The organism is Sutcliffiella halmapala (assembly GCF_002019665.1).
GTDB lineage: Bacteria > Bacillota > Bacilli > Bacillales > Bacillaceae_I > Sutcliffiella_A > Sutcliffiella_A halmapala.
Window position 1 is genome coordinate 932,636 of sequence record NZ_KV917375.1, and the last position, 19,655, is coordinate 952,290.

Here is a 19,655-nt window from a genome sequence, read left to right on the forward strand (position 1 = left end):
TTAAAAATAATCAACGTACAGCAAAAGTAAGGCAGTATCAGTGTTGCATTTCCCTCCATTTCATTTGAATGCCCGAGCAAATGGACAGAATGAACATGTTCTAGTTTAAGATTTACGTAATGCTGGGTATCCAACATTTCATAGATAACTACAATGGTACAGCAGCACAAAACACCCAATTACTAAAAAAGTTACGTTGGTACAAATAAGCCCTTCTTGATCGAGAGGGGTATTTGTCTATCTTAATCTATTGTGGAATTGATTCAAATTCTTCTATTGGTAAAATGGTATTAATGTTATATAATTACATAGATAAATTGGACTAAAAACGATTTTTATAGATTAGATATTGATAAAAACCTAGAGGAAGGAGATATATTTTGGAAATTTATTGTGATGAAAGTAGGCCGGAAGCTTTTGCGAGGGCTCAAAATAGAAATATGGATATAAATCAAGATAAATATATGCTAATAGGTGGCGTTTGGTTGCCAGATGAAGATAGAGAGAGATTTAAAAAACTGATAAAAAAATTAAAGAAGAAACATGATGTAAACGGCGAGATAAAATGGAAAAATGTATCACCTTCTAAATTGGAGTTTTATTTAGAACTTATCGATTTATTTTTCGATAATTATTCTATTCGATTTAGATGTATTGTAGTCGACAGCCGAAAGGTTAATTTTGAAAAATATCATAACAATGATAATGAATTAGGGTTCTATAAATTTTATTATCAATTATTACTTCATTGGTTAGAGCCAGGCAGTAATTATAAAATATTTTTAGACTATAAAAGAAATAAGGATATGGATAGATTGCCTGCATTAAAAAGAAGTCTTATTAGAAATAGTAGTGCTTACATCGAAAATGTACAGGCTATTGATTCTAATAATTCTTTATTAATACAAGTTGCAGATGTATTAATAGGTGCGGTTGGATATCAATTCCACGGTTATTGTACTAGCGAATCAAAGTTATCTGTAATTAGTAGGGTTGAATCATATATTGGACATCCAATACAAGGGACTTATCAATCTGAAAGAAAATTTAATATTTTTGAGATAAATTTATTATGACTATTAACGCTAATGTTTCTCTATATTCCGAATTATTAATTTTGGGTGGGGAATCGGATTATAGAGGAATTTACCATAAAGAATATTGTAATGTAGATATTTATACTCACGATGGATTTAAAGTGAGTTTTCCTCCGAATCAATTTGATCATGCTTTTTTTAAGAATCAATCTAGAAGAAAAAAAGATAAAAGTATTTTTTGCGCTGATAGATCGAAAAGAATATTATGGATAAAAAAAGTATTGTCAGATGCATCATTAACTTATTACGCTGGATGGGATTCGAAAAAGAGAAAATATGATCAAGATAGAAGAGTAACACTCATTACACCGGATAATTATGTTGTTGTGCTTCGTATTAAAAGCAGACAAGCAATGACTGCGAGTTTTGTTACGGCATATCTAATAGATGATCCCGATGTAGAAAGAAAAATTAAAAGTAGTCCGTTATGGGTGTTATAAAACTTAACTAAAAGGTAATAATGGTTGACAAAAGGTAATTTTAAGTTTATATTATGCATATAATAACATTGTCCTTTACTTACAGTCTAGGATCTACAAAGGTTTCTATCGCTGAACCCGTAATCAGCGTAACAAAAGACGCTCTTTAACAAGAGGGTCTTTTTGTTTTATTATAATTTGTCTGTTATGTTATTTGCTGGGGATATACTAAAATAAGTAACGCCTCTCACGTGAGAAGGGTTTTCCTATATAACACCTAAGTCTTTTTATACTCCCACGGTTTATCACCCATTGTACGCCATTCCTCACCGTTAGTAATACATAATAAAATCCACGTTATCCTCCTATAAAATAAAGAGCCTCCATTAAGGAAGCTCTTACTTGTGTATTTAATTTGGTACTATATATTGTGGGAAATCTTGATAAAGAACTATCCACATTCCGTTGCTAGTCTCCCCTAATTTCCTCACACTAGTTCCTTTTGGAATAAGATGTGCTTTATACGCATTATCTACTGTGGATCTATGATAGCCTTGTGTATCTTTTGTTATTGTAATATTTACAGGTGAAATAGTATTTACTTGGTTAGCAGCAGTCCATCCGTAATCAGTAGTTCCTCTTTTTATATGAAAATATAATGTTCCATTAACCCATTGTTGCTTATTGACAACCATATACCATTGATCGTATTTATTTAATGCTTCGATATATTTTGCTGGGTCATTACCTGCTTCTCTGTAAAGCCCCCATTGTGGGTTTGTTACGTGAATTGCATGGTAAATAGGTTCTACCCCCGTATTTTTAGGTGGAGGGTTCTTTAAAATCCATTGTGGGAAGTTATTATAGTTAACTAAATACATAGTGCTGTTTTCTCTTATTATTCTAACTTCTGCATCAGCTGGTATAGTATGAACTTTATATCTATCATCTACAATTGCTCTATCATATCCTTGTGATTCGTGCTGTACAGTATGCCAGACAGGAGTAATAGTACTTACTTGACTAGCCGCAGTCCATCCATAGTCAGTTGTACCTCTAATTATATGATAAAACAAAGTACCGTTAACCCATTGTTGTTTATTAACAACCATGTACCATTGGTCATAATTTTTTAAAGACTCAATATATTTACTTGAATCGTTTCCTGCTTCTCTGTAAAGCCCCCATTGTGGGTTTGTAACTTGAATTACATGATATATAGACTCAGGATTAGTATTTTTGGGAGGAGTAGGTGATAAATCTTTTCCAAAGTAATCATAAGGATTTATTGCAACTCCACTATTTCTATTTCCTTTAAATAATTCAAAGTGTAAATGGATTCCGGTAGCTCCAGTAACTCTTCCGGAATTCCCCATCTCGCCGATTTTTTGCCCCTGTGTTACACGTTGACCTACTGTAACATTAATAGAATCATAGAGATGAGCATATACGGATTCATAAGCTTGTCCATTTATTTCGTGTTGGATATATACGACATTTCCTAACCCGCCGTTACAATAATCTGTTCTTGGTCCACAACCTCCAGAAGCTCTAGTTACTATACCAGATGCACTTGCCTTGATAGTTGAACGAATTGGTTCTTTATAAATATCAATTCCTCTATGAGCTGGAGGATTGAATCCTTGAGTAAGTGTACCCTCTGCAGGAACGATAAAAGTGGCAGCTGCCAAAGATACATTTGGAAAAAAACTGATAAAGGTAAATGTGATAAAGCTAAATACTACAATAAACCTCATTTTCTTGAAAAACAACTTAATTTCCCCCTACTAAATTATTATTTTGCAAAAATAGCACTTTTTGATATTAACACGAAATATTACAAATATTTTAAAAAAATTACAAAATAGGTAGAAAGTATTACTTGATTTTTTTTATGAAATTAAAATATGACGAATTGAAAATAGTTTTAGACCTTAGGTTTATCCAATGTTAATCTGTTTTTTTTAGATATCCCTATTCGATTTGATTTCCCCATAAATTCTCCACAGTTTCGCTTAACACCCTCGCAATCCGAATAGCCGATGGCAAAGAAGGCATAGATTCCCCCCTAACAATTTGACTATATGCTCCTTTTGTAAGCTTGGCTTTTTCAGCAACAAAAGATTGTTTGATACCTGTCTCATTGTGGATCTTCTTTAATTTAGTTTCCATTCATTATCACCTCACATTTTAAAGTTCTATAAAAATAATGTTTGTCCTCTAAACTTTTTTGTATTAGGACAAACCTCACTTTTCATACCCTTTACTATTCAGCAAAATATTCGCTGCAGTATACGTATACAGAGGTCGCTTGAAATGACTGTATATGTATAGTGATACGACAGATGAAAATCCAGTTATATCAACATGCAAACCCTCTGTATTGTTGTCGTTTATCATGCAACTATTTATTACTAAATAATAAAAAGGGGTGAAGAAATGCTGTTTGAAATCATCACAACATCTTTCGCTGCTGGGTTAGTCGGATTAAGTTATTTGAAAACTTCTGAACTAGATGATGGAGAGAAGATTAAAAAAATTACTTTGAATTGTGGACTCTGCGTAAAGGAAGGGAGCGAAATCAAATCTATTCAGCTATATAGAAAGAAAAAGCATGACTGGGGAAAGGAGTATGTCTATCGCATACCGTTAGGATTGTCTTTTAATGATTTCGAAAAGAAGATTGATCATTTAAGGGATGGATTAAACAATCGAAAGGGAGTTATTGACTTACAGGCGCTTCAGAATCTTAATTTTAAGGAAGGGTTGATTAATCAGATAAAGGGATTATTTGAGAATAGATACATTTCTGATAAAGATATTGTGCTCCATTTTGATGGGATGCTACACATTAAGGTTTTAGATCGAAATATGCCTACTAGAATCAACTTTGAAGAGACAATGCTAGATCAATGCAAGGAATGGGAAGTAATTTTAGGAGAAACAAGGTACGGATTTATTAATCACGACATGGAACGTGGACATATAACTTTAGCTGGGGCAACTAGGAAAGGAAAAACAGTTTACTTGAAGCTTTTAATCACCAATTTACTTAATAATCAACCAGAAAATACAAGGCTTACCCTTATCGATTTAAAAGGGGGCTTAGCATTTACACGATTTAAGAATGTAAAACAAGTAGAGAATGTGGCCACAAACTTAGATGAAGCTTTACTTGCTCTGTTGAATGTAAAAAAAGAAATGGAAAATATGAAGGAGTGGATGGACAAAAATGGATGCGAAGACATTAAAGAAGCTGGGGTTGATACTCGACATTTCGTTATTATTGATGAAGCAGCACAAATCTCGCCACAAATCCTCACCGGCAAAGAAGAGAAGGAAAAAGCCCGTAAGTGTGAAGAAGCGCTCTCGGAAATAGCAAGAATCGGTGCTGGATTAGGTTATAGACTAGTGTATTGTAGTCAATATCCTACTGCTGATGTCATGAATAAACAGATTAAGCAAAATTGCGATACGGTAATCACTTATAAGTTAAGGGATGCTATAGCCTCAAGAGTGGTGCTAGATGAGGCGGGAGCAGAAAAACTAAGTGTGGTTGGCCGTGCAATTTATAAAACTCCTGATGGAGTACAGATTGTACAAACGCCTTTTATTCATAATAAACAAATTGAAAAATTGTTGACTCCTCACATAGTGATCAAACCACGAAAGGAGGAATCTACAATTGAAAAATCAGAAGAGACTAGAAGAAATACTTTTAAGCTTGAAGAAATGTGATTACCTATCGAGAGAGCAACTGCAACGAATGCACCGATTAGGGCAAGACCGTAACGCCCAGCGAGTGTTAAGTAATATGGCTGAGTATATAGCTCATTTCCATGAACACAAAAAGAAAATATACTATTTGAATGCTGCTGGCCGGGAAATGGTTCAAGCTGAAAAAGTCCGAAAAAAAACACCACAGGTGAATCATTATTTAATGCGTAACGATTTATACATTTGCCTTGGGCGACCATCCACATGGAAAAATGAAGTCAAAATATCCGTAAACAACATCTCCCTCATATCAGATGCCGTATATATCTACAACAAACTCCACCAATTTATTGAGATTGATTATAAGCAGTCCATGGCGAAAAATATTAAAAAAATCAAAAAATACAGAAAGTTATCCACATACAATCCACAATTCTCATTGGTATGGGTGACCACAACTGCCTTTAGAATGAAAAAACTGGAGAAGCTATGCGAAGGTTTGCAAGGCAAAGTCTATCTTTGGGAGGATTTAAGATGAGAACTCAAACTATGTCGATTAACGAATTTATGTCTGGCAGCTATAAGGAAAAGAAAAAAAGAAAGTATGGCAAGGTCGTACAAAAGGTAGCTACTTCCATAGCGATTCCGTTAATCGCTGCTAAGCCAGTTTTTGCTTCTGCTCCCGAAGCTATACCAGTTGGAGCTACACAATTTATAGGTGAGAAAACATTAGAAGTAATTGCTCATGCTCTGGATCCACTTGTGGATTTAATGGTAGCACTTAGTTTCCCTGTGTGTTCGGTTATAATAGTAGGTTCTTGCTTTTTCTTCATGTTGGGAAAAAGCGAGAGAGGGTGGTCAGGAATTCAAAACGCTGGATTAGGTTATGTGCTTATTCAAATTATGCCTATGTTATTAATGGTATTAAAGGAGATTGGGAATGCGATTTAAATTATTACCAAACTTCACGCCAGGATTTATGGGAGACCTTGGGGGAAATTACAACAGGCTCTTTGAAACCCAACGAAAACCCAACAAAAAAAGTGCATTTCAATAAAAATGAATGCACTTTTGAGTAAAAAATACTTCTATGAATGTTGTCATATAAGTATTTTATGAAATTGTGGATAAGTAAAGGGAAGATTACCCATTATGATACTTATACATCCAAAGAATCCCTGATTTTAATAATCGAGCCACTCTACCAGTTAGCGGGCGATCATTAACTAATCCGAAGCCATGCTTCTTCCCAAGGGATCCAAGCACCCCTTTTAGTTTGATTGGAGGGAAGCTTTCTGGTGGGGCTTCACCATTCCAACGCTTTACTAAAACCTGTACAATTTGTTCAGCTTGTCCCTCAGCCAGTTGTGCACTAGGAGCATGAGGTAAGCTAGCACAGTCTCCAACTACGTAAATATGGTCGTAGCCTGGAATGTTATGCTGTTTCGTTAGTATGACACGACCTTGATTATCTTTTTCCACATCTAAATCACGTACAACTTTGTTTGGTTGGATACCGGCTGTCCAAACAATAACATCACAGTGAACAGGTTCGTCATGATTATAGAGCGTATTTGCTTCTACCTGAGTAATGTTGGAGCCATTTATTACTTCTACACCGTGCGTTTCAAACCAGTTTTGAACGTACTTGCTCAATCTTTCTGGAAAGCTTGATAGAATAATATTTCCACGATCAAATAGTTTAATCGTTAAGTCAGGACGACTTTCATGAAGCTCACTAGCAATTTCCACTCCGCTCAAACCACCACCAACAATGGCGACAACTTTATTCGCTGCTAAGTCATTTAAAGCCTGGTAAGCTTTTCTTGAATTATTGATGGACTGAATACTAAATGTGTGCTCTTTTGCACCAGGAACATTGTGATATTTATCTTCACAGCCAAGTCCGATAATTAGATCATCAAAGGAAAGTGTGCTTTGATCCATAAAATGAATCGTCTTACCTTCCATATCTACATTTGTGACTTCACCATACTTTACTGAAAGTTTGTGATGTTCTGGGAATGTTACGCGTACATGATGATCCGAGATTGTTCCAGCAGCGAGTGCGTAAAATTCTGTTTTTAAACTGTGATACGGAACTCTGTCGACTAATACAATTTCCGTATCTTCTGGTAACTGGTTTGGAAGAAGGCGCTGTAGGACACGCATTCCTCCATATCCTCCGCCAAGTACAACAAGTTTTTTCATAGCAGCCAAACTCCTTTTTAAGCTAGTAAAAAATATCATTTTTAATGAAGATATCTATTGAAAATTTGTAATTTCTAGTAATATAGAAAAAATATGTGAAAAAAAGCACATAGGATAACCCAATTGCGCTTTCATACCTGAATGCGTATAACACGTTTAATTAAAATATCATTAAAAGTATATCGGAATTATGACAAAATAACAACATTCTTTCATAAAATACTTAGGGTGAGTTAGTGACGAAAATACGGGAATATAGCGTGCTATTATAACAAAGTAGAGAAGGTATGAATTATAGTGCCCCCGTAGGTATACTTCTGAAAAAACACTTTAATCACTTTGCATTTTTGTAAACATTACCTAATAGCAAATAATTGACGATAAGAGAAAAAAAAGGTAGCATGAAGGTGCAATAGAGGGGTGAAAAAGTTGAAGCCAATCATAGAGTTTTGTATAAGTAATTTAGCGAGTGGATCTCAAAAAGCGAGAGAAGTACTTGAAAAGGATCCTAACTTAGATATAGTAGAATATGGTTGTTTGGGGTATTGTGGAAAATGTTTCGACTCTTTATTTGCATTAGTAAATGGAGATGTGGTCAACGGCAGCACGCCTGAACAATTGGTAGAAAACATCTATCAATATTTAGATGAGAATCCAATGTTTTAAAAAATCAGCACAAACTCAATGTGCTGATTTTTTTATGAAGAAATTTGCATTTTCTTTTGATTGTTTCTAATGTCGTACCAGCGATCTTTAGCTTTCTCAACAAGTATTTTGGTGGTTTCTTTATCCTTATGCTGTATAACAAGTTGCAAAAACCGAATAGCTTGACGACTGTTGTCTAAGCGCGAGTGAAGATCACCTATTAAATAGAGCAACTTGATTTCTGTCATGCTAGTCCGTTCAAAATCCCCATTAGAATAAGAACGTTCTAACTCGTCAGCCGCAAGTTTTAGAAAACGTTTTTCCTGTACTTCATTTATTTCAACCGTACGATAAATCCATGCTAGTCTCAAATATAATCCCGACATCACAATAGAAGCTTCTTTTTTTATTATTCCAGAATAAATTCCTAATTTATATGTGTTAATAGCAGTATCAACAGATCTTAATTGTCCGTAATTTTTCTTTTGCCAATGTTTTTGGATTTTTGATTTGATTGTTGCTTTTGTATCAGCTGGAAAATAATCACTAAATTCATCGGTGGTGGAATATCCACAATGAGGACAAACACTAACATAGTAAAGCAATGGATTTGTATCAATTGATAAATATGTAGAACAAAAATCAGTATCATGTGTTAAAGGTCGAACGAAGCGTGATTTAATCTTTTTAGTTGTATAGTCCTGTTCACAAATTGTACATGTTTGTTTACGATCAAAAAATCGCTCCATTACGAACACATCCTTTTGAAAAGATATTGCAATTATAATACAAAAGCACTACAAGAGGAAGAAAACTGAATCAAAAATGAAACTTTATACCTAATGCAGAGAGATAATTGAGTGATATCTCTATACATTATTTTATTAATAGAGGGTATTTTATTAAGGTAGAGTCAATAGAAATGGACGTTTTCAGCATGTTGTAACTTATTTACAAAAAAAAGTTCTTTTAAACGCTTTCATTTCGTAGTAAAGTGTTTAAGTAATAGTTAGATGTCTGACGACGAACAACTTGAAGAAATTACTAATAGAGGTGAAATTTATGAATAATATCCTTTGGGGATTAATGGGGATTGCAGTGATCTTTGCCATTGCATTTCTACTTTCAGAGAACAAACGTAAGATCAAAATTCGTACAATTTTAGGTGGACTTGCTATCCAATTACTTTTTGCGTTTATTGTACTTAAATGGGAAGCTGGTCGACAGGGCTTTCTTTGGCTGACAAATAAAGTTCAAAATATAATTGGCTATGCAAATGAAGGGATTGGCTTCTTGTTCGGGCCTGTTTTAGGGACACCTGGTGGAGAAACGACAGGTTTCATATTTGCTTTCCATGTGTTAACAATCATTATCTTCTTCTCAGCATTAATATCCGTTTTATATTATTTAGGTATTATGCAAATCGTTATTCAATTTATTGGTGGTGGTTTGGCGAAGCTTTTAGGTACAAGTAAAGCAGAATCTTTGTCTGCTTCGGCGAACATTTTCGTAGGACAAACAGAAGCACCACTTGTTATTCGTCCTTATATTGCTAACATGACAAAATCAGAGCTTTTCGCAGTCATGACAGGTGGACTAGCTTCAGTTGCTGGTTCTGTATTATTCGGTTATGCAGCACTCGGCATTCCTTTAGAATATCTTTTAGCTGCGAGCTTCATGGCAGCACCAGGTGGATTAATCATGGCTAAAATGATGATACCTGAAACGGAAGAACCAAAAGTAATGACAAAAGCTGAAATCGATGCCGGCGATGATGAAAAGCCAACGAATGTTATCGATGCTGCTGCTCGTGGTGCTTCTGATGGATTAAAACTTGCGTTAAATGTTGGTGCGATGTTATTGGCATTTATCGCGTTGATCTCTCTTCTTAACGGAATGTTAGGTGGAATTGGTGGTTGGTTTGGAGCTGAAAACTTCTCACTTGATTTCGTCTTAGGTTACTTATTTGCTCCAATTGCATTTATAATGGGTATTCCTTGGAGTGAAGCAGTTGCTGCCGGGAATCTTATTGGTCAAAAGCTAGTGTTAAATGAATTTGTTGCATACACAACTTTCGCTGGACAAATTGACATGTTTAGCAACAAGTCAATTGCAATTATTTCCTTCGCACTATGTGGATTCGCAAACCTTTCATCTTTGGCTATCCTGTTAGGTGGACTTGGAAGCTTAGCACCAAGCCGCCGTCCGGATATTGCAAGATTAGGATTCCGTGCTATCATAGCAGGTACATTATCGAACTTCTTAAGTGCAGCAATTGCTGGTATGTTTTTATTATAAGAATTAGAAAAAGAAGCGCACTTGCCATACGGCAGATGCGCTTCTTTTTTTTTCGATTTCTTCTTGCTGAAAAATATCCTTATAAACCAAGAAAAACTCAAGTTATCATGTTCCTTCCGGGAAACAAATGATACTTGAGTTTTTCATATAAAACGGGGGATGTTTCTATTGTGTTCTATTCTTTATGTAATTATACTTGAAAGAAATAATAATTTTGCTGGGGGATATGTAAAAGATGCGCTCCTTTCTATTTACGAAGATGCATGGATTAGGAAATAATTATATATATGTGAATATGTTTGAAGAAAAGATTCCAGAAAATGAACTTTCAGATATTGCGATAAAAGTGGCCAATGTTTATACAGGCATTGGGTCTGATGGCTTAATTTTAATATGCCCATCCGAAGTTGCCCCTGTAAAGATGAGGATCTTTAATAATGATGGCTCGGAAGGGAAAAACTGTGGCAACGGACTGCGTTGTGTCGCGAAATATGCTTATGAGCATGAAATAGTAAAGGAAGAAACCTTTCTTATTGAAACATTATCTGGCTTAGTAGAAGCGGCCGTTGATGTAGAAGATGGCAAAGTAAATACTGTTACAGTTGATATGGGGTTACCACGCTTAAGTACGGAAGAAATTCCAATTCTTGTCGAGCAAAAAAATCAATTGGTGGATGAGCCATTTCAAGTTGGGGAAACGACTTATCATATAACGACTGTATCGATGGGAAATCCCCATGTTATTTTTTATCTAGATGATATAAAAGAAGCACCACTTACAACACTCGGTCCTATTGTAGAAAAAGATCCACGTTTTCCAGAAGGAGTAAATGTTGAGTTCGTTGAAGTAGTATCTGATGATGAACTGCATTTTCGAGTATGGGAGCGAGGCTCAGGCATCACGCAAGCATGTGGAACAGGAGCATGTGCGGCTGTAGTTGCTTCCGTATTAAACAATAAAACTGCTCGGAACAAAGAAACAATCGTCCATTTAGCTGGCGGCGATTTATTTATAACATGGACGGATCAAGGCTCTGTGAAAATGCGAGGACCAGCTGAAACAATTTGTGCCGGTACTTTTTATTACAACTAACACGTAAGATATAATCTCGCGCATATACTAGTAAAAAGCAGTAATATTGAGAGCTGCTCATTTAATAGGTATAATAGAAAGAAGAAGGATGGAAATTCTTTAGGAGGTGTATAATAATGAGCGAAATTATTACAATTACAGAAGCAGCGGCTTTTCAAATAAAAGATATGATGAAAGAACATGGCGGGGAATCCGTATTTCTCCGTGTTGGAGTAAAAGGCGGAGGCTGTAGCGGGCTTTCCTATGGAATGGGCTTTGAAGAAGAAAAAGGCGAAAAAGATATCGAGCTAGTTCAGCACGGTATTCCAATCCTTATCGACGAGGAAAGCAAGCCAATCCTACAAGATGTGAAAATTGATTTCAAACAATCCATGATGGGCGGCGGCTTCACCATCGACAACCCGAACGCGATTGCGAATTGTGGCTGTGGATCGTCTTTCCGTACGGCAACAGAAGCAGGAAAGCCGGAAGATTGTTAACAAATAAAATATAAAAGAAAAAAGTACGCCTCCACAATATGGAAGCGTGCTTTTGTTTATCATTCTACTTTCATTGATTTCCAGCGGTAAAAGAAACAGCCACCAAGTACTAGCACTAGTCCGACAGATCCAACGACTAGGTTTTGAGTGGATGGAGAGTTGGCTGAGGTATCTCCCTTTTTAGTAGGGGTGCTTCCTTCACCTAGCTCCTTTATATCCTCTTGGGCGTATGATAACTCTGCAGTTCTTGTGCAAAGATACGTAGTATAGTTTCCGTCTTCTAGATAGGCATAAATGATGTATTCTTTTCCTACCTCAAAGTCAATGCCACAGCTGGCTGAATCGTTAGCAGTGTAGACTGTGACTTCCGTTGCATCAATTCCTTTCCATGACTCTTTCACATTAATCTTTGCTTCTACCGTGCTATTATATTTTCCTTTAATTCCTGTGACTTCTCCTGTAAAAACAGCATCAGATTTGTCTAATTCCTGAGAAGGTGAACCAGGTGGTAGGCAGGAACAAGCGAAACTAGTTGAAGCGAATGGAAGCGAGAAAAGAGTAAGGAGGAAGAATAAGATGAGCACTTTTATGCTTTTCATTATTTGTCACCTCATTTATTTTTTCGGTCAATCTCTTTGACGTAGTGGAGGGGATGGAAGTTACAGGAATGGGGAGTATATTTTTGTTAACGACTTATTTTGAAAATAGGTGGGGTGTGGGGTACTTGTTAGACTCCCTGTTGATTTCTGTTGCAGGTGTTTGCGAGAAGACTGAGGACATGGATTTTGGAAGAAAAGAAAAGCATGCCCCAAAAGTGGCGTTAGGTTACATGGATTTTGGAAGAAGGGAAAAGCATGCCCCCAAAGTGGCGTTAGGTTACATGGATTTTGGAAGAAGAGAAAAGCATGCCCCCAAAGTGGCGTTAGGATACATGGATTTTGGAAGAAGGGAAAAGCATGCCCAGTCAAGTCCATATTATTGTGTAAAAGTGTCAACAATGAGTTTCGACAAGACAATAAATAAGATTAGGTGAGCGATACGTATTTCGAATTTACATCGAGAGGTGGGCATGATAGCCTGCGTGGGCAGGCCAGGTTTAAGAAACCTGGCTTCCTGGCTTTTCATCATGCCCACAGAGGCTCGATGTCAATTTGAAATTAGGCTTAACCACTATCTTTTAGGGTTAATTAGGCTTGATATCTTTTAGATAGGGGATGTTATGCTTATTCCAGTCTGCTTCTATATTCATTAAAACGGCTCCAATGATTCGATTGGCAGATTGTTCATTAGGGAAAATCTGAATGACTCGTTCTCTTCTACGTATTTCTCTGTTAACACGTTCTAACATGTTAGTGGTACGTAGGTTCTTATGGTGTTGAACTGGTTGTGAATGAAATTGAATAGCGTCCTCAAACCCATCCTCTAGTTTATTAATAGCTTTACTGAAGCCCTTTGTGTCTTGGTACTTTTCCACAAAACGGGCTTTCATCTCTCTTACAAGTTTGATATCCGAGTTCTGAAACATGTCTTTAAGCTCTTGTCGAGCTTCTGTTGTCTTTTTAGGGAGGGTGTCCATGATGTTCCTTAAGAAATGGACCACACATCTCTGCCAAGAGGTTCCTAAGAATGATGTTTGAATGGAAGAAACCAAACCAGCATGGGCATCAGAGATCACCATTTTAGGAGATTGAAGTCCTCTAGATTTTAGGTACTCAAAGAAATTAGACCAGCTTTCAGTGGATTCCGAGTGATTAACTTTCAAGCCAATGATTTCTCTATGCCCGTTTTGGTTCACCCCACAAGCAATATGAACACTTTTAGACACCACCTTTTGGTTTTCCCGAACCTTGATATATAGAGCGTCCACGTAAACATAAGGGTAGTAAAACGTGTTTAATGGACGGTTTCTCCATTCGTTGATGATAGGATCAAGTGTTTTGGTTAAATTGGAAACGAGAGATTTAGACACACTTTTCCCACACAGCTCTTCTACAATTTTCGTTACCTTTCGTGTAGAAACCCCATTTACCACCATTTCAATCATGGAAAGAATAAGAGCCTGTTCGCAGCGTGCATATTTTTGAAAGACAGTGGTAGAAAATTCCCCATCTCGTGTACGAGGAACTCTAAGTTTTAGAGAACCAGCTCCCGTAATCAACTCACGCTCATAATACCCATTCCGATAGGATCGGCGTTCTTCAGTTCTCTCATGAGAGAGTGCGTTGATGTACTCATCTCTTTCTTTTTCCATCAAAGAATTTAAAATAAGGGAAAGGGATGCTTTTACAGGTGATTCTAAAGCGCTTTTTTCGATTTTCTCTTTGAGATCTTCTAAATTTATAGTAATATTGATTTGGGTCATCATCATGTCCTCCGTGCGTGTAGTTTTCTTGGTCGAAAACATTGTAACACCACGGGTCATGATGGTGACCTTTCTATTTACACAATTATATGGACTTTATCGCATGCCCCCAAAGTGGAGTTAGGGTACACGGATTTTGGAAGAAGGGAAAAGCATGCCTCCAAAGTGGCGTTAGGTTACATGGATTTTGGAAGAAGGGAAAAGCATGCTCCCAAAGTGGCGTTAGGGTACATGGATTTTGGAAGAAAGGAAAAGCATGCCCCAAAAGTGGCGTTAGGATACATGGATTTTGGAAGAAGGGAAAAGCATGCCCCCAAAGTGGCGTTAGGATACATGGATTTTGGAAGAAGGGAAAAGCATGCCCCCAAAGTGGAGTTAGGGGACACGGATTTTGGAAGAAAGGAAAAGCATGCCCCCAAAGTGGCGTTAGGATACATGGATTTTGGAAGAAGAGAAAAGCATGCTCCCAAAGTGGCGTTAGGATACATGGATTTTGGAAGAAGGGAAAAGCATGCCCCCAAAGTGGCGTTAGGATACATGGATTTTGGAAGAAGAGAAAAGCATGCTCCCAAAGTGGCGTTAGGATACATGGATTTTGGAAGAAGGGAAAAGCATGCCCCCAAAGTGGAGTTAGGATACATGGATTTTGGAAGAAAAGAAAAGCATGCCCCCAAAGTGGCGTTAGGTTACATGGATTTTGGAAGAAAAGAAAAGCATGCCCCCAAAGTGGCGTTAGGTTACATGGATTTTGGAAGAAGGGAAAAGCATGCCCCCAAAGTGGAGTTAGGGTACATGGATTTTGGAAGAAGGGAAAAGCATGACCATAATCCCCCTCAGCACCTTCATAGTAGGGACTAATGCATACAAAAAGCCAACCCTGATACTATCTAGGGTTGGCTTTTATCCAATTAATTAGAACAAACTAGTGCTATGAAGCGGTTGTACTTTAGCTTTTGGATCGATGTAGGATTTTGCGTTGTTTACGGCAGTTGGAGCTTCGCCAAAGCCACACGCAATTAGTTTTACTTTTCCGTCGTAGGTACAAATGTCGCCAGCAGCGTAGATGCCTGGGATATTTGTTTCCATTTTGGAATTTACGACGATGGAGTTTTTCTCGATTTCAAGGCCCCAGTCTTTAATTGGTCCAAGAGAAGAGACGAAGCCATAGTTGACGATGACATCATCGACATCAAGAACTTCTCTTTCTTCTGTTTTTACCTTTTCTAAGATAACTTGATTAATGGCATTAGCATCTCCCACTAATTCATAAGGTACGTATGGTGTTTTTACTTCTACTTTTGAGTTCATTAAGTTTTCGACACTGTGCTCATGTGCGCGGAACTTGTCTCGACGGTGAACGAGCGTGACTTTTTCAGCGATAGGCTCAAGCATTAGTGCCCAGTCTACTGCGGAATCCCCGCCGCCAAATACAACGACTTTTTTGCCAGCAAATTTGTTCATATCATCTACGAAGTAGTGGATGTTTTTATTTTCGTATTCTACGGCTTTTTCAAGCTCTAGGCGTCGTGGTTGGAAAGCACCGTTTCCAGCAGTGATGATGATTGCTTTGGAATAGTGAGTTTCTTTATCCGTCGTAATTTTGAAGGTTCCGTCGCCCATTTTTTCTAAAGTTTGAACAGATTGTTCTAAGCTAATCGTTGGTTCGAACTTAGCCATTTGCTCTTTTAGATTGTTTATTAGCTCTTGTGCACGAATTTTCGGAAAACCAGCAATATCATATATGTACTTTTCCGGATATAAAGCAGATAGTTGTCCGCCAAGTTGTGGTAGACTTTCAATAATTTTGACACTTGCTTGCCTCATTCCTCCGTAGAAAGCAGTGAATAAGCCTGTTGGTCCTCCACCAATAATGGTGATATCATATACTTTTTGTTCTTCAGTCATCGCTGTCTATCCCCCTAAACATTGATATAACTTTCTTCCTTTATCATAGCACAATTTTCAAATAATATCTTTTCTCATAATGATAATAGCTGTCACAGTCATGGAAAAATGCTGTAATATACTATTAAGAAGGTTGTTTATAAGAATATGAAGTAACTATACTTATTTAAATTTTCTAAAGGTTTCAAAACAATCATTTAGTCTTGAAAAAAGTCAAGAAAAAGAATATGATGTTAAATAGGCAATTATATTTTATGTGACAAATTACGCACTTTTTCGCCGTTCTTATTCGTGAAGTGTTTCACAAAGATTTTCTTCTTATTTTTCAAATAAAAGTAATCCTTTAAGTGGATAGTAAGAATAGGTATAGTGAAATTTGTCAGCGTCTTCATTTTTTTCTTATATTTTATAAAAAATTATGTATAAAGGTGGATGTGATTCGTTTGAAAAAGCCAAGTATAGTTATTTTAGGTGCAGGATATGGTGGATTAATGACGGCAGTACGTCTTCAAAAATTAGTAGGTGTAAATGAAGCAGAGATTACACTTATCAATAAAAATGATTACCATTATGAGTCAACATGGTTACATGAAGCATCAGCAGGTACTTTAGCAGCAGATCGTACACGTTACAAAGTTTCTGATGTTATTGATAAGAGCAAAGTACACTTCTTACATGATACTGTAACAGGAATCAACAGAGAAGCAAAGACGGTTTCCTTAACTAAAGGTGGCGAAATCTCTTACGATTATTTAGTCGTTGGTCTTGGTTATGAAGCAGAAACATTTGGAATTAAAGGATTAAAAGAACATGCTTTCACGATTGCTAACTTAAATGTTGCGCGTAAAATTAGAGAGCATATCGAATATCAGTTTGCTACGTACAACACTGAGTTAAAACGTCGTGATGACCGCTTAACAATCGTTGTTGGTGGAGCAGGATTTACTGGAATTGAATTCTTGGGTGAATTAGTAAATCGTGTCCCTGAGCTTTGCAGTGAGTTTGATGTACCACATGAAAAAGTCCGCGTAGTTTGTGTAGAGGCTGCTCCAACTGTGCTTCCTGGTTTTGACCCTGAGCTTGTAGAGTATGCAGTAGGTACTTTAGAGCGTAAAGGTGTCGAGTTCAAAATTGGTACGGCAATTAAAGAAGCAACAGAAGAAGGAATCATCGTTGCAAAAGACGAGCAAGTGGAAGAAATTAAGGCTGGCACAGTAGTTTGGGCTGCTGGTGTTCGTGGAAACCACTTAGTAGAAGATTCTGGATTCGAAAACATGCGTGGACGTGTGAAAGTAGATCCTTACTTACGCGCACCAGGTCATGAAGATGTATTCATCGTTGGAGACTGTTCTTTAATCATTAACGAAGAAATTAACCGTCCATACCCACCAACTGCACAAATTGCGATGCAGCAAGGGGAAGTATGTGCGAAAAACTTGGCTGTTCTAGTTCGTGGCCAAGGTGAATTACAAACCTTCACTCCTGACTTAAAAGGAACAGTTTGTTCTTTAGGAGAAGATGATGCGATTGGCGTAGTATTTGGTCGTAAAATCGTAGGCTCAAAAGCTTCTTTCATGAAGAAGATGGTTGATAACCGTGCTTTATACATGATTGGTGGAGCAGGTCTTGTAATGAAAAAAGGAAAATTTAATGTTCTTTAAGATATAAGTTATGAAAAGCTACTCTTTTATAAAAAAAGGGTAGCTTTTCTTTTTCTTGCACAAATTTGCTGATAACATAGAAGGTAGTAGAGAACCAAGGGGGATATTCTATGACAAAAAGAGGAAATGTTTGGCTTGGAGTTGCGGGAGTGGTTATATCTGAAGAAGGAAACTGGTTGGTGGTCAAAAAGCGATATGGGGGATTAAAAGGGAAATGGTCGTTTCCAGCTGGGTTTGTAGATGCAAACGAAACAGTAGACGAAGCAGTTAAACGAGAGATTCTTGAAGAGACAGGGATTGAGGTTAGTGTAGAAGGGATAATGGGGGTTCGTACAGGAGTTATTAAAGAAAAAATCAGTGATAATATGATTATTTTTCTTTGTAAACCATTACATTCAGAGGTTGTTTTTCAACAAAGTGAGCTTTCCGATGCTGCATTTAAAACAGTGGAAGAACTCGAGCAGGATCCAGATACTTCTTTGCTTATCCATTACTGTATGAAACAAGCGGAATATTCTCTATTAAAGGGATCCAGCCCTATGAATCCTGGAGATATTTTTGGATATAGCTCGTATAAATTATTTTTCTAATAATTCCGAAAATTTAAGAGAAAAAGAGTAAATTATAGATTTAATATGATGTATTCGCTTACATAACCTAATTTCGCCTATTTCGTCCCTTTTCATAATTCTTGAACGATGTTATATTATCAGAAAATTAAATTAAATTAAGCTTTCTGTTAAAGACAAAACATCTGGAGGGATAAGGAATGAAAAAACAACTGCAAACAGAGAACAGGGATTGTGTTTATTGTTCAGGTAAAGGGTATTTTCAGCTTTTATTAGGCGGATCAGAAACTTGCTCATGCTGTGGAGGTAGTGGTAGAAAATCTTAAAAGAAGGCTGTTTTCGCATACTTTGTTGCTTTTCGTAAATAGAATCAACCCGTCATTATCGTTGCAATCGTGCTCTTTTCCATTATGTAATCGAGAGCCTTCTTCTATTTTCTAAGCAAAATGACGGTAAAAAGTCCAAATGCCGACTTTTCACCAGCTTAAAGCAACAATCTTTACGAAAAGAGCCTAAAATAAAGATGGCAAGTAGCCTGTAGGAAGTAATTCCAACAGGCTACTCTCCTTTGCTTAGGAACAAAGGAGGTAATTCCTCACGAAGAGCGACATAATCCTGACAAAAGTGGACAAATTTTTTTATCTGTTCTTCAAAATTAATTGACTCGAAACACCCCATTCAGTACACTTAGAAAAGATGTGTATTGGAGGTGTTTGGTATGAATATACCAATTTTACTTATTTCCGTAGTACTATTTTTTGTGTTATTTTTTGGAATTGGATTCCTTCTAAATATGTTATTACGTATGTCATGGATAATGGCTATTATTTATCCAATTGTTTGTGTTTGGATTATCGGACAAGATGATGTGAAGCTTATGGATTTTTTCACGAAACCAGGAGTAGCATTTTCAACGTTAGGATCAGAGATAGCTTCCTTACAAGTAGCGGATATAACTATTTTAATTAGCGGTTTTACAGGAGCAATTTGTTCTGGAATTGTTATAAGAATGCTTAGGAAAAATGGATATCAAATGTTCTAATCAAAATCGGCATATGTCGATTTTTTTTGTGGAAAAATTTAATAGTTTATTAACATTTAATGGAAAAATAACGTGTTTACTAGATAAATCACTCTCAAAAGGAATATTTCTTTGCAAAATAGGGAAGAAATATCTTGTGAGAGGAGTGATTGTATCA

General features: G+C 36.6%; 22 protein-coding genes. 15 read left to right on the forward strand and 7 right to left on the reverse strand.

Features of this window, described 5'->3' with window-relative positions:
• Positions 1 to 380 precede the first annotated feature (380 nt).
• Both BK580_RS04330 and BK580_RS04335 read left to right on the forward strand, forming a co-directional pair.
• Positions 381 to 1,076, forward strand: a complete 696-nt coding sequence (locus tag BK580_RS04330; RefSeq protein ID WP_169864810.1) for a DUF3800 domain-containing protein — start codon at positions 381 to 383, stop codon at positions 1,074 to 1,076.
• The gene (locus BK580_RS04335; protein ID WP_078379174.1) at positions 1,073 to 1,537 is read left to right on the forward strand and encodes a hypothetical protein; all 465 of its coding nucleotides are present in this window, start codon (positions 1,073 to 1,075) and stop codon (positions 1,535 to 1,537) included. Before BK580_RS04330 ends, BK580_RS04335 begins: the two co-directional genes overlap by 4 nt.
• A 389-nt stretch (positions 1,538 to 1,926) precedes the next feature.
• On the opposite strand, the gene BK580_RS24010 is transcribed toward BK580_RS04335, so the two are convergent.
• Together BK580_RS24010 and BK580_RS04345 are read right to left on the reverse strand one after the other, a co-directional pair.
• Complete coding sequence (locus tag BK580_RS24010) at positions 1,927 to 3,288, reverse strand: M23 family metallopeptidase (RefSeq protein ID WP_078379175.1); 1,362 nt, start codon at positions 3,286 to 3,288, stop codon at positions 1,927 to 1,929.
• 202 nt (positions 3,289 to 3,490) lie between these two features.
• Complete coding sequence (locus BK580_RS04345; protein ID WP_078379176.1) at positions 3,491 to 3,688, reverse strand: helix-turn-helix transcriptional regulator; 198 nt, start codon at positions 3,686 to 3,688, stop codon at positions 3,491 to 3,493.
• Between the two features lie 267 nt (positions 3,689 to 3,955).
• Between BK580_RS04345 and BK580_RS04350 the strand changes: the two genes are divergently transcribed.
• From BK580_RS04350 to BK580_RS04360, 3 genes are read left to right on the forward strand one after another with little or no spacing between them, the layout of a single operon-like run.
• Positions 3,956 to 5,254: an FtsK/SpoIIIE domain-containing protein gene (locus tag BK580_RS04350; protein ID WP_078379177.1), complete on the forward strand. Its 1,299-nt coding sequence runs from the start codon at positions 3,956 to 3,958 to the stop codon at positions 5,252 to 5,254.
• Positions 5,202 to 5,771, forward strand: coding sequence for a replication-relaxation family protein (locus BK580_RS04355; RefSeq protein WP_078379178.1), 570 nt, complete (start codon positions 5,202 to 5,204; stop codon positions 5,769 to 5,771). The genes BK580_RS04350 and BK580_RS04355 overlap by 53 nt, the downstream gene beginning before the upstream one ends.
• Positions 5,768 to 6,184, forward strand: coding sequence for a hypothetical protein (locus tag BK580_RS04360; RefSeq protein ID WP_078379179.1), 417 nt, complete (start codon positions 5,768 to 5,770; stop codon positions 6,182 to 6,184). The genes BK580_RS04355 and BK580_RS04360 overlap by 4 nt, the downstream gene beginning before the upstream one ends.
• A 192-nt stretch (positions 6,185 to 6,376) precedes the next feature.
• Here BK580_RS04360 and BK580_RS04365 read toward each other — a convergent pair whose 3' ends face one another.
• A complete protein-coding gene (locus tag BK580_RS04365; RefSeq protein ID WP_078379180.1) occupies positions 6,377 to 7,444 on the reverse strand; it encodes an NAD(P)/FAD-dependent oxidoreductase in 1,068 nt (355 codons plus the stop codon).
• A gap of 429 nt (positions 7,445 to 7,873) precedes the next feature.
• Here BK580_RS04365 and BK580_RS04370 point away from each other — a divergent pair, with 429 nt between their 5' ends.
• Entirely contained in the window at positions 7,874 to 8,110 is a 237-nt protein-coding gene (locus tag BK580_RS04370) for a YuzB family protein (RefSeq protein WP_078379181.1), read from the forward strand.
• 32 nt (positions 8,111 to 8,142) lie between these two features.
• Here BK580_RS04370 and BK580_RS04375 read toward each other — a convergent pair whose 3' ends face one another.
• Positions 8,143 to 8,838, reverse strand: coding sequence for a DUF2225 domain-containing protein (locus BK580_RS04375; RefSeq protein WP_078379182.1), 696 nt, complete (start codon positions 8,836 to 8,838; stop codon positions 8,143 to 8,145).
• 313 nt (positions 8,839 to 9,151) lie between these two features.
• On the opposite strand from BK580_RS04375, the gene BK580_RS04380 reads away from it, so the two are divergent.
• From BK580_RS04380 to BK580_RS04390, 3 genes are all read left to right on the forward strand, one after another.
• Positions 9,152 to 10,387, forward strand: a complete 1,236-nt coding sequence (locus BK580_RS04380) for a NupC/NupG family nucleoside CNT transporter (RefSeq protein ID WP_078379183.1) — start codon at positions 9,152 to 9,154, stop codon at positions 10,385 to 10,387.
• A gap of 235 nt (positions 10,388 to 10,622) precedes the next feature.
• Positions 10,623 to 11,480, forward strand: a complete 858-nt coding sequence (gene dapF, locus BK580_RS04385) for a diaminopimelate epimerase (RefSeq protein ID WP_078379184.1) — start codon at positions 10,623 to 10,625, stop codon at positions 11,478 to 11,480.
• 116 nt (positions 11,481 to 11,596) lie between these two features.
• Complete coding sequence (locus BK580_RS04390) at positions 11,597 to 11,959, forward strand: HesB/IscA family protein (protein WP_078379185.1); 363 nt, start codon at positions 11,597 to 11,599, stop codon at positions 11,957 to 11,959.
• Between the two features lie 59 nt (positions 11,960 to 12,018).
• On the opposite strand, the gene BK580_RS04395 is transcribed toward BK580_RS04390, so the two are convergent.
• Positions 12,019 to 12,558, reverse strand: a complete 540-nt coding sequence (locus BK580_RS04395; RefSeq protein WP_078379186.1) for a hypothetical protein — start codon at positions 12,556 to 12,558, stop codon at positions 12,019 to 12,021.
• Positions 12,559 to 12,611: 53 nt separating this feature from the next.
• On the opposite strand from BK580_RS04395, the gene BK580_RS04400 reads away from it, so the two are divergent.
• Positions 12,612 to 12,992: a hypothetical protein gene (locus BK580_RS04400; protein WP_078379187.1), complete on the forward strand. Its 381-nt coding sequence runs from the start codon at positions 12,612 to 12,614 to the stop codon at positions 12,990 to 12,992.
• Between the two features lie 150 nt (positions 12,993 to 13,142).
• Here BK580_RS04400 and BK580_RS04405 read toward each other — a convergent pair whose 3' ends face one another.
• Complete coding sequence (locus BK580_RS04405) at positions 13,143 to 14,321, reverse strand: IS256 family transposase (protein ID WP_078378567.1); 1,179 nt, start codon at positions 14,319 to 14,321, stop codon at positions 13,143 to 13,145.
• Positions 14,322 to 14,435: 114 nt separating this feature from the next.
• On the opposite strand from BK580_RS04405, the gene BK580_RS04410 reads away from it, so the two are divergent.
• Positions 14,436 to 15,179 (forward strand): hypothetical protein, encoded by a 744-nt coding sequence (locus BK580_RS04410; protein ID WP_139364839.1) that lies wholly within the window; start codon positions 14,436 to 14,438, stop codon positions 15,177 to 15,179.
• 54 nt (positions 15,180 to 15,233) lie between these two features.
• On the opposite strand, the gene BK580_RS04415 is transcribed toward BK580_RS04410, so the two are convergent.
• A complete protein-coding gene (locus tag BK580_RS04415; RefSeq protein ID WP_078379189.1) occupies positions 15,234 to 16,226 on the reverse strand; it encodes an NAD(P)/FAD-dependent oxidoreductase in 993 nt (330 codons plus the stop codon).
• A 434-nt stretch (positions 16,227 to 16,660) separates the two neighbouring features.
• Here BK580_RS04415 and BK580_RS04420 point away from each other — a divergent pair, with 434 nt between their 5' ends.
• The 4 genes from BK580_RS04420 (at position 16,661) to BK580_RS04430 (ending at position 19,498) form a co-directional block, all read left to right on the forward strand.
• Positions 16,661 to 17,887 (forward strand): NAD(P)/FAD-dependent oxidoreductase, encoded by a 1,227-nt coding sequence (locus BK580_RS04420; RefSeq protein ID WP_169864813.1) that lies wholly within the window; start codon positions 16,661 to 16,663, stop codon positions 17,885 to 17,887.
• A 110-nt stretch (positions 17,888 to 17,997) separates the two neighbouring features.
• Positions 17,998 to 18,477, forward strand: a complete 480-nt coding sequence (locus BK580_RS04425; RefSeq protein ID WP_078379191.1) for an NUDIX domain-containing protein — start codon at positions 17,998 to 18,000, stop codon at positions 18,475 to 18,477.
• Between the two features lie 179 nt (positions 18,478 to 18,656).
• Entirely contained in the window at positions 18,657 to 18,782 is a 126-nt protein-coding gene (locus tag BK580_RS23510) for a YuiA family protein (RefSeq protein WP_169864815.1), read from the forward strand.
• Between the two features lie 392 nt (positions 18,783 to 19,174).
• Entirely contained in the window at positions 19,175 to 19,498 is a 324-nt protein-coding gene (locus BK580_RS04430; protein WP_078379192.1) for a YuiB family protein, read from the forward strand.
• The last annotated feature ends 157 nt before the right edge of the window (positions 19,499 to 19,655 follow it).

Coding starts and splice junctions, on each gene's coding strand:
- BK580_RS04335 (WP_078379174.1), top strand. CDS start 1,073: ATGACTATTAACGCTAATGTTTCTCTATATTCCGAATTATTAATTTTG.
- BK580_RS04345 (WP_078379176.1), bottom strand. CDS start 3,688: ATGGAAACTAAATTAAAGAAGATCCACAATGAGACAGGTATCAAACAA.
- BK580_RS04350 (WP_078379177.1), top strand. CDS start 3,956: ATGCTGTTTGAAATCATCACAACATCTTTCGCTGCTGGGTTAGTCGGA.
- BK580_RS04360 (WP_078379179.1), top strand. CDS start 5,768: ATGAGAACTCAAACTATGTCGATTAACGAATTTATGTCTGGCAGCTAT.
- BK580_RS04365 (WP_078379180.1), bottom strand. CDS start 7,444: ATGAAAAAACTTGTTGTACTTGGCGGAGGATATGGAGGAATGCGTGTC.
- BK580_RS04375 (WP_078379182.1), bottom strand. CDS start 8,838: ATGGAGCGATTTTTTGATCGTAAACAAACATGTACAATTTGTGAACAG.
- BK580_RS04380 (WP_078379183.1), top strand. CDS start 9,152: ATGAATAATATCCTTTGGGGATTAATGGGGATTGCAGTGATCTTTGCC.
- dapF (WP_078379184.1), top strand. CDS start 10,623: ATGCGCTCCTTTCTATTTACGAAGATGCATGGATTAGGAAATAATTAT.
- BK580_RS04390 (WP_078379185.1), top strand. CDS start 11,597: ATGAGCGAAATTATTACAATTACAGAAGCAGCGGCTTTTCAAATAAAA.
- BK580_RS04395 (WP_078379186.1), bottom strand. CDS start 12,558: ATGAAAAGCATAAAAGTGCTCATCTTATTCTTCCTCCTTACTCTTTTC.
- BK580_RS04400 (WP_078379187.1), top strand. CDS start 12,612: ATGGAAGTTACAGGAATGGGGAGTATATTTTTGTTAACGACTTATTTT.
- BK580_RS04405 (WP_078378567.1), bottom strand. CDS start 14,321: ATGACCCAAATCAATATTACTATAAATTTAGAAGATCTCAAAGAGAAA.
- BK580_RS04415 (WP_078379189.1), bottom strand. CDS start 16,226: ATGACTGAAGAACAAAAAGTATATGATATCACCATTATTGGTGGAGGA.
- BK580_RS04425 (WP_078379191.1), top strand. CDS start 17,998: ATGACAAAAAGAGGAAATGTTTGGCTTGGAGTTGCGGGAGTGGTTATA.
- BK580_RS23510 (WP_169864815.1), top strand. CDS start 18,657: ATGAAAAAACAACTGCAAACAGAGAACAGGGATTGTGTTTATTGTTCA.
- BK580_RS04430 (WP_078379192.1), top strand. CDS start 19,175: ATGAATATACCAATTTTACTTATTTCCGTAGTACTATTTTTTGTGTTA.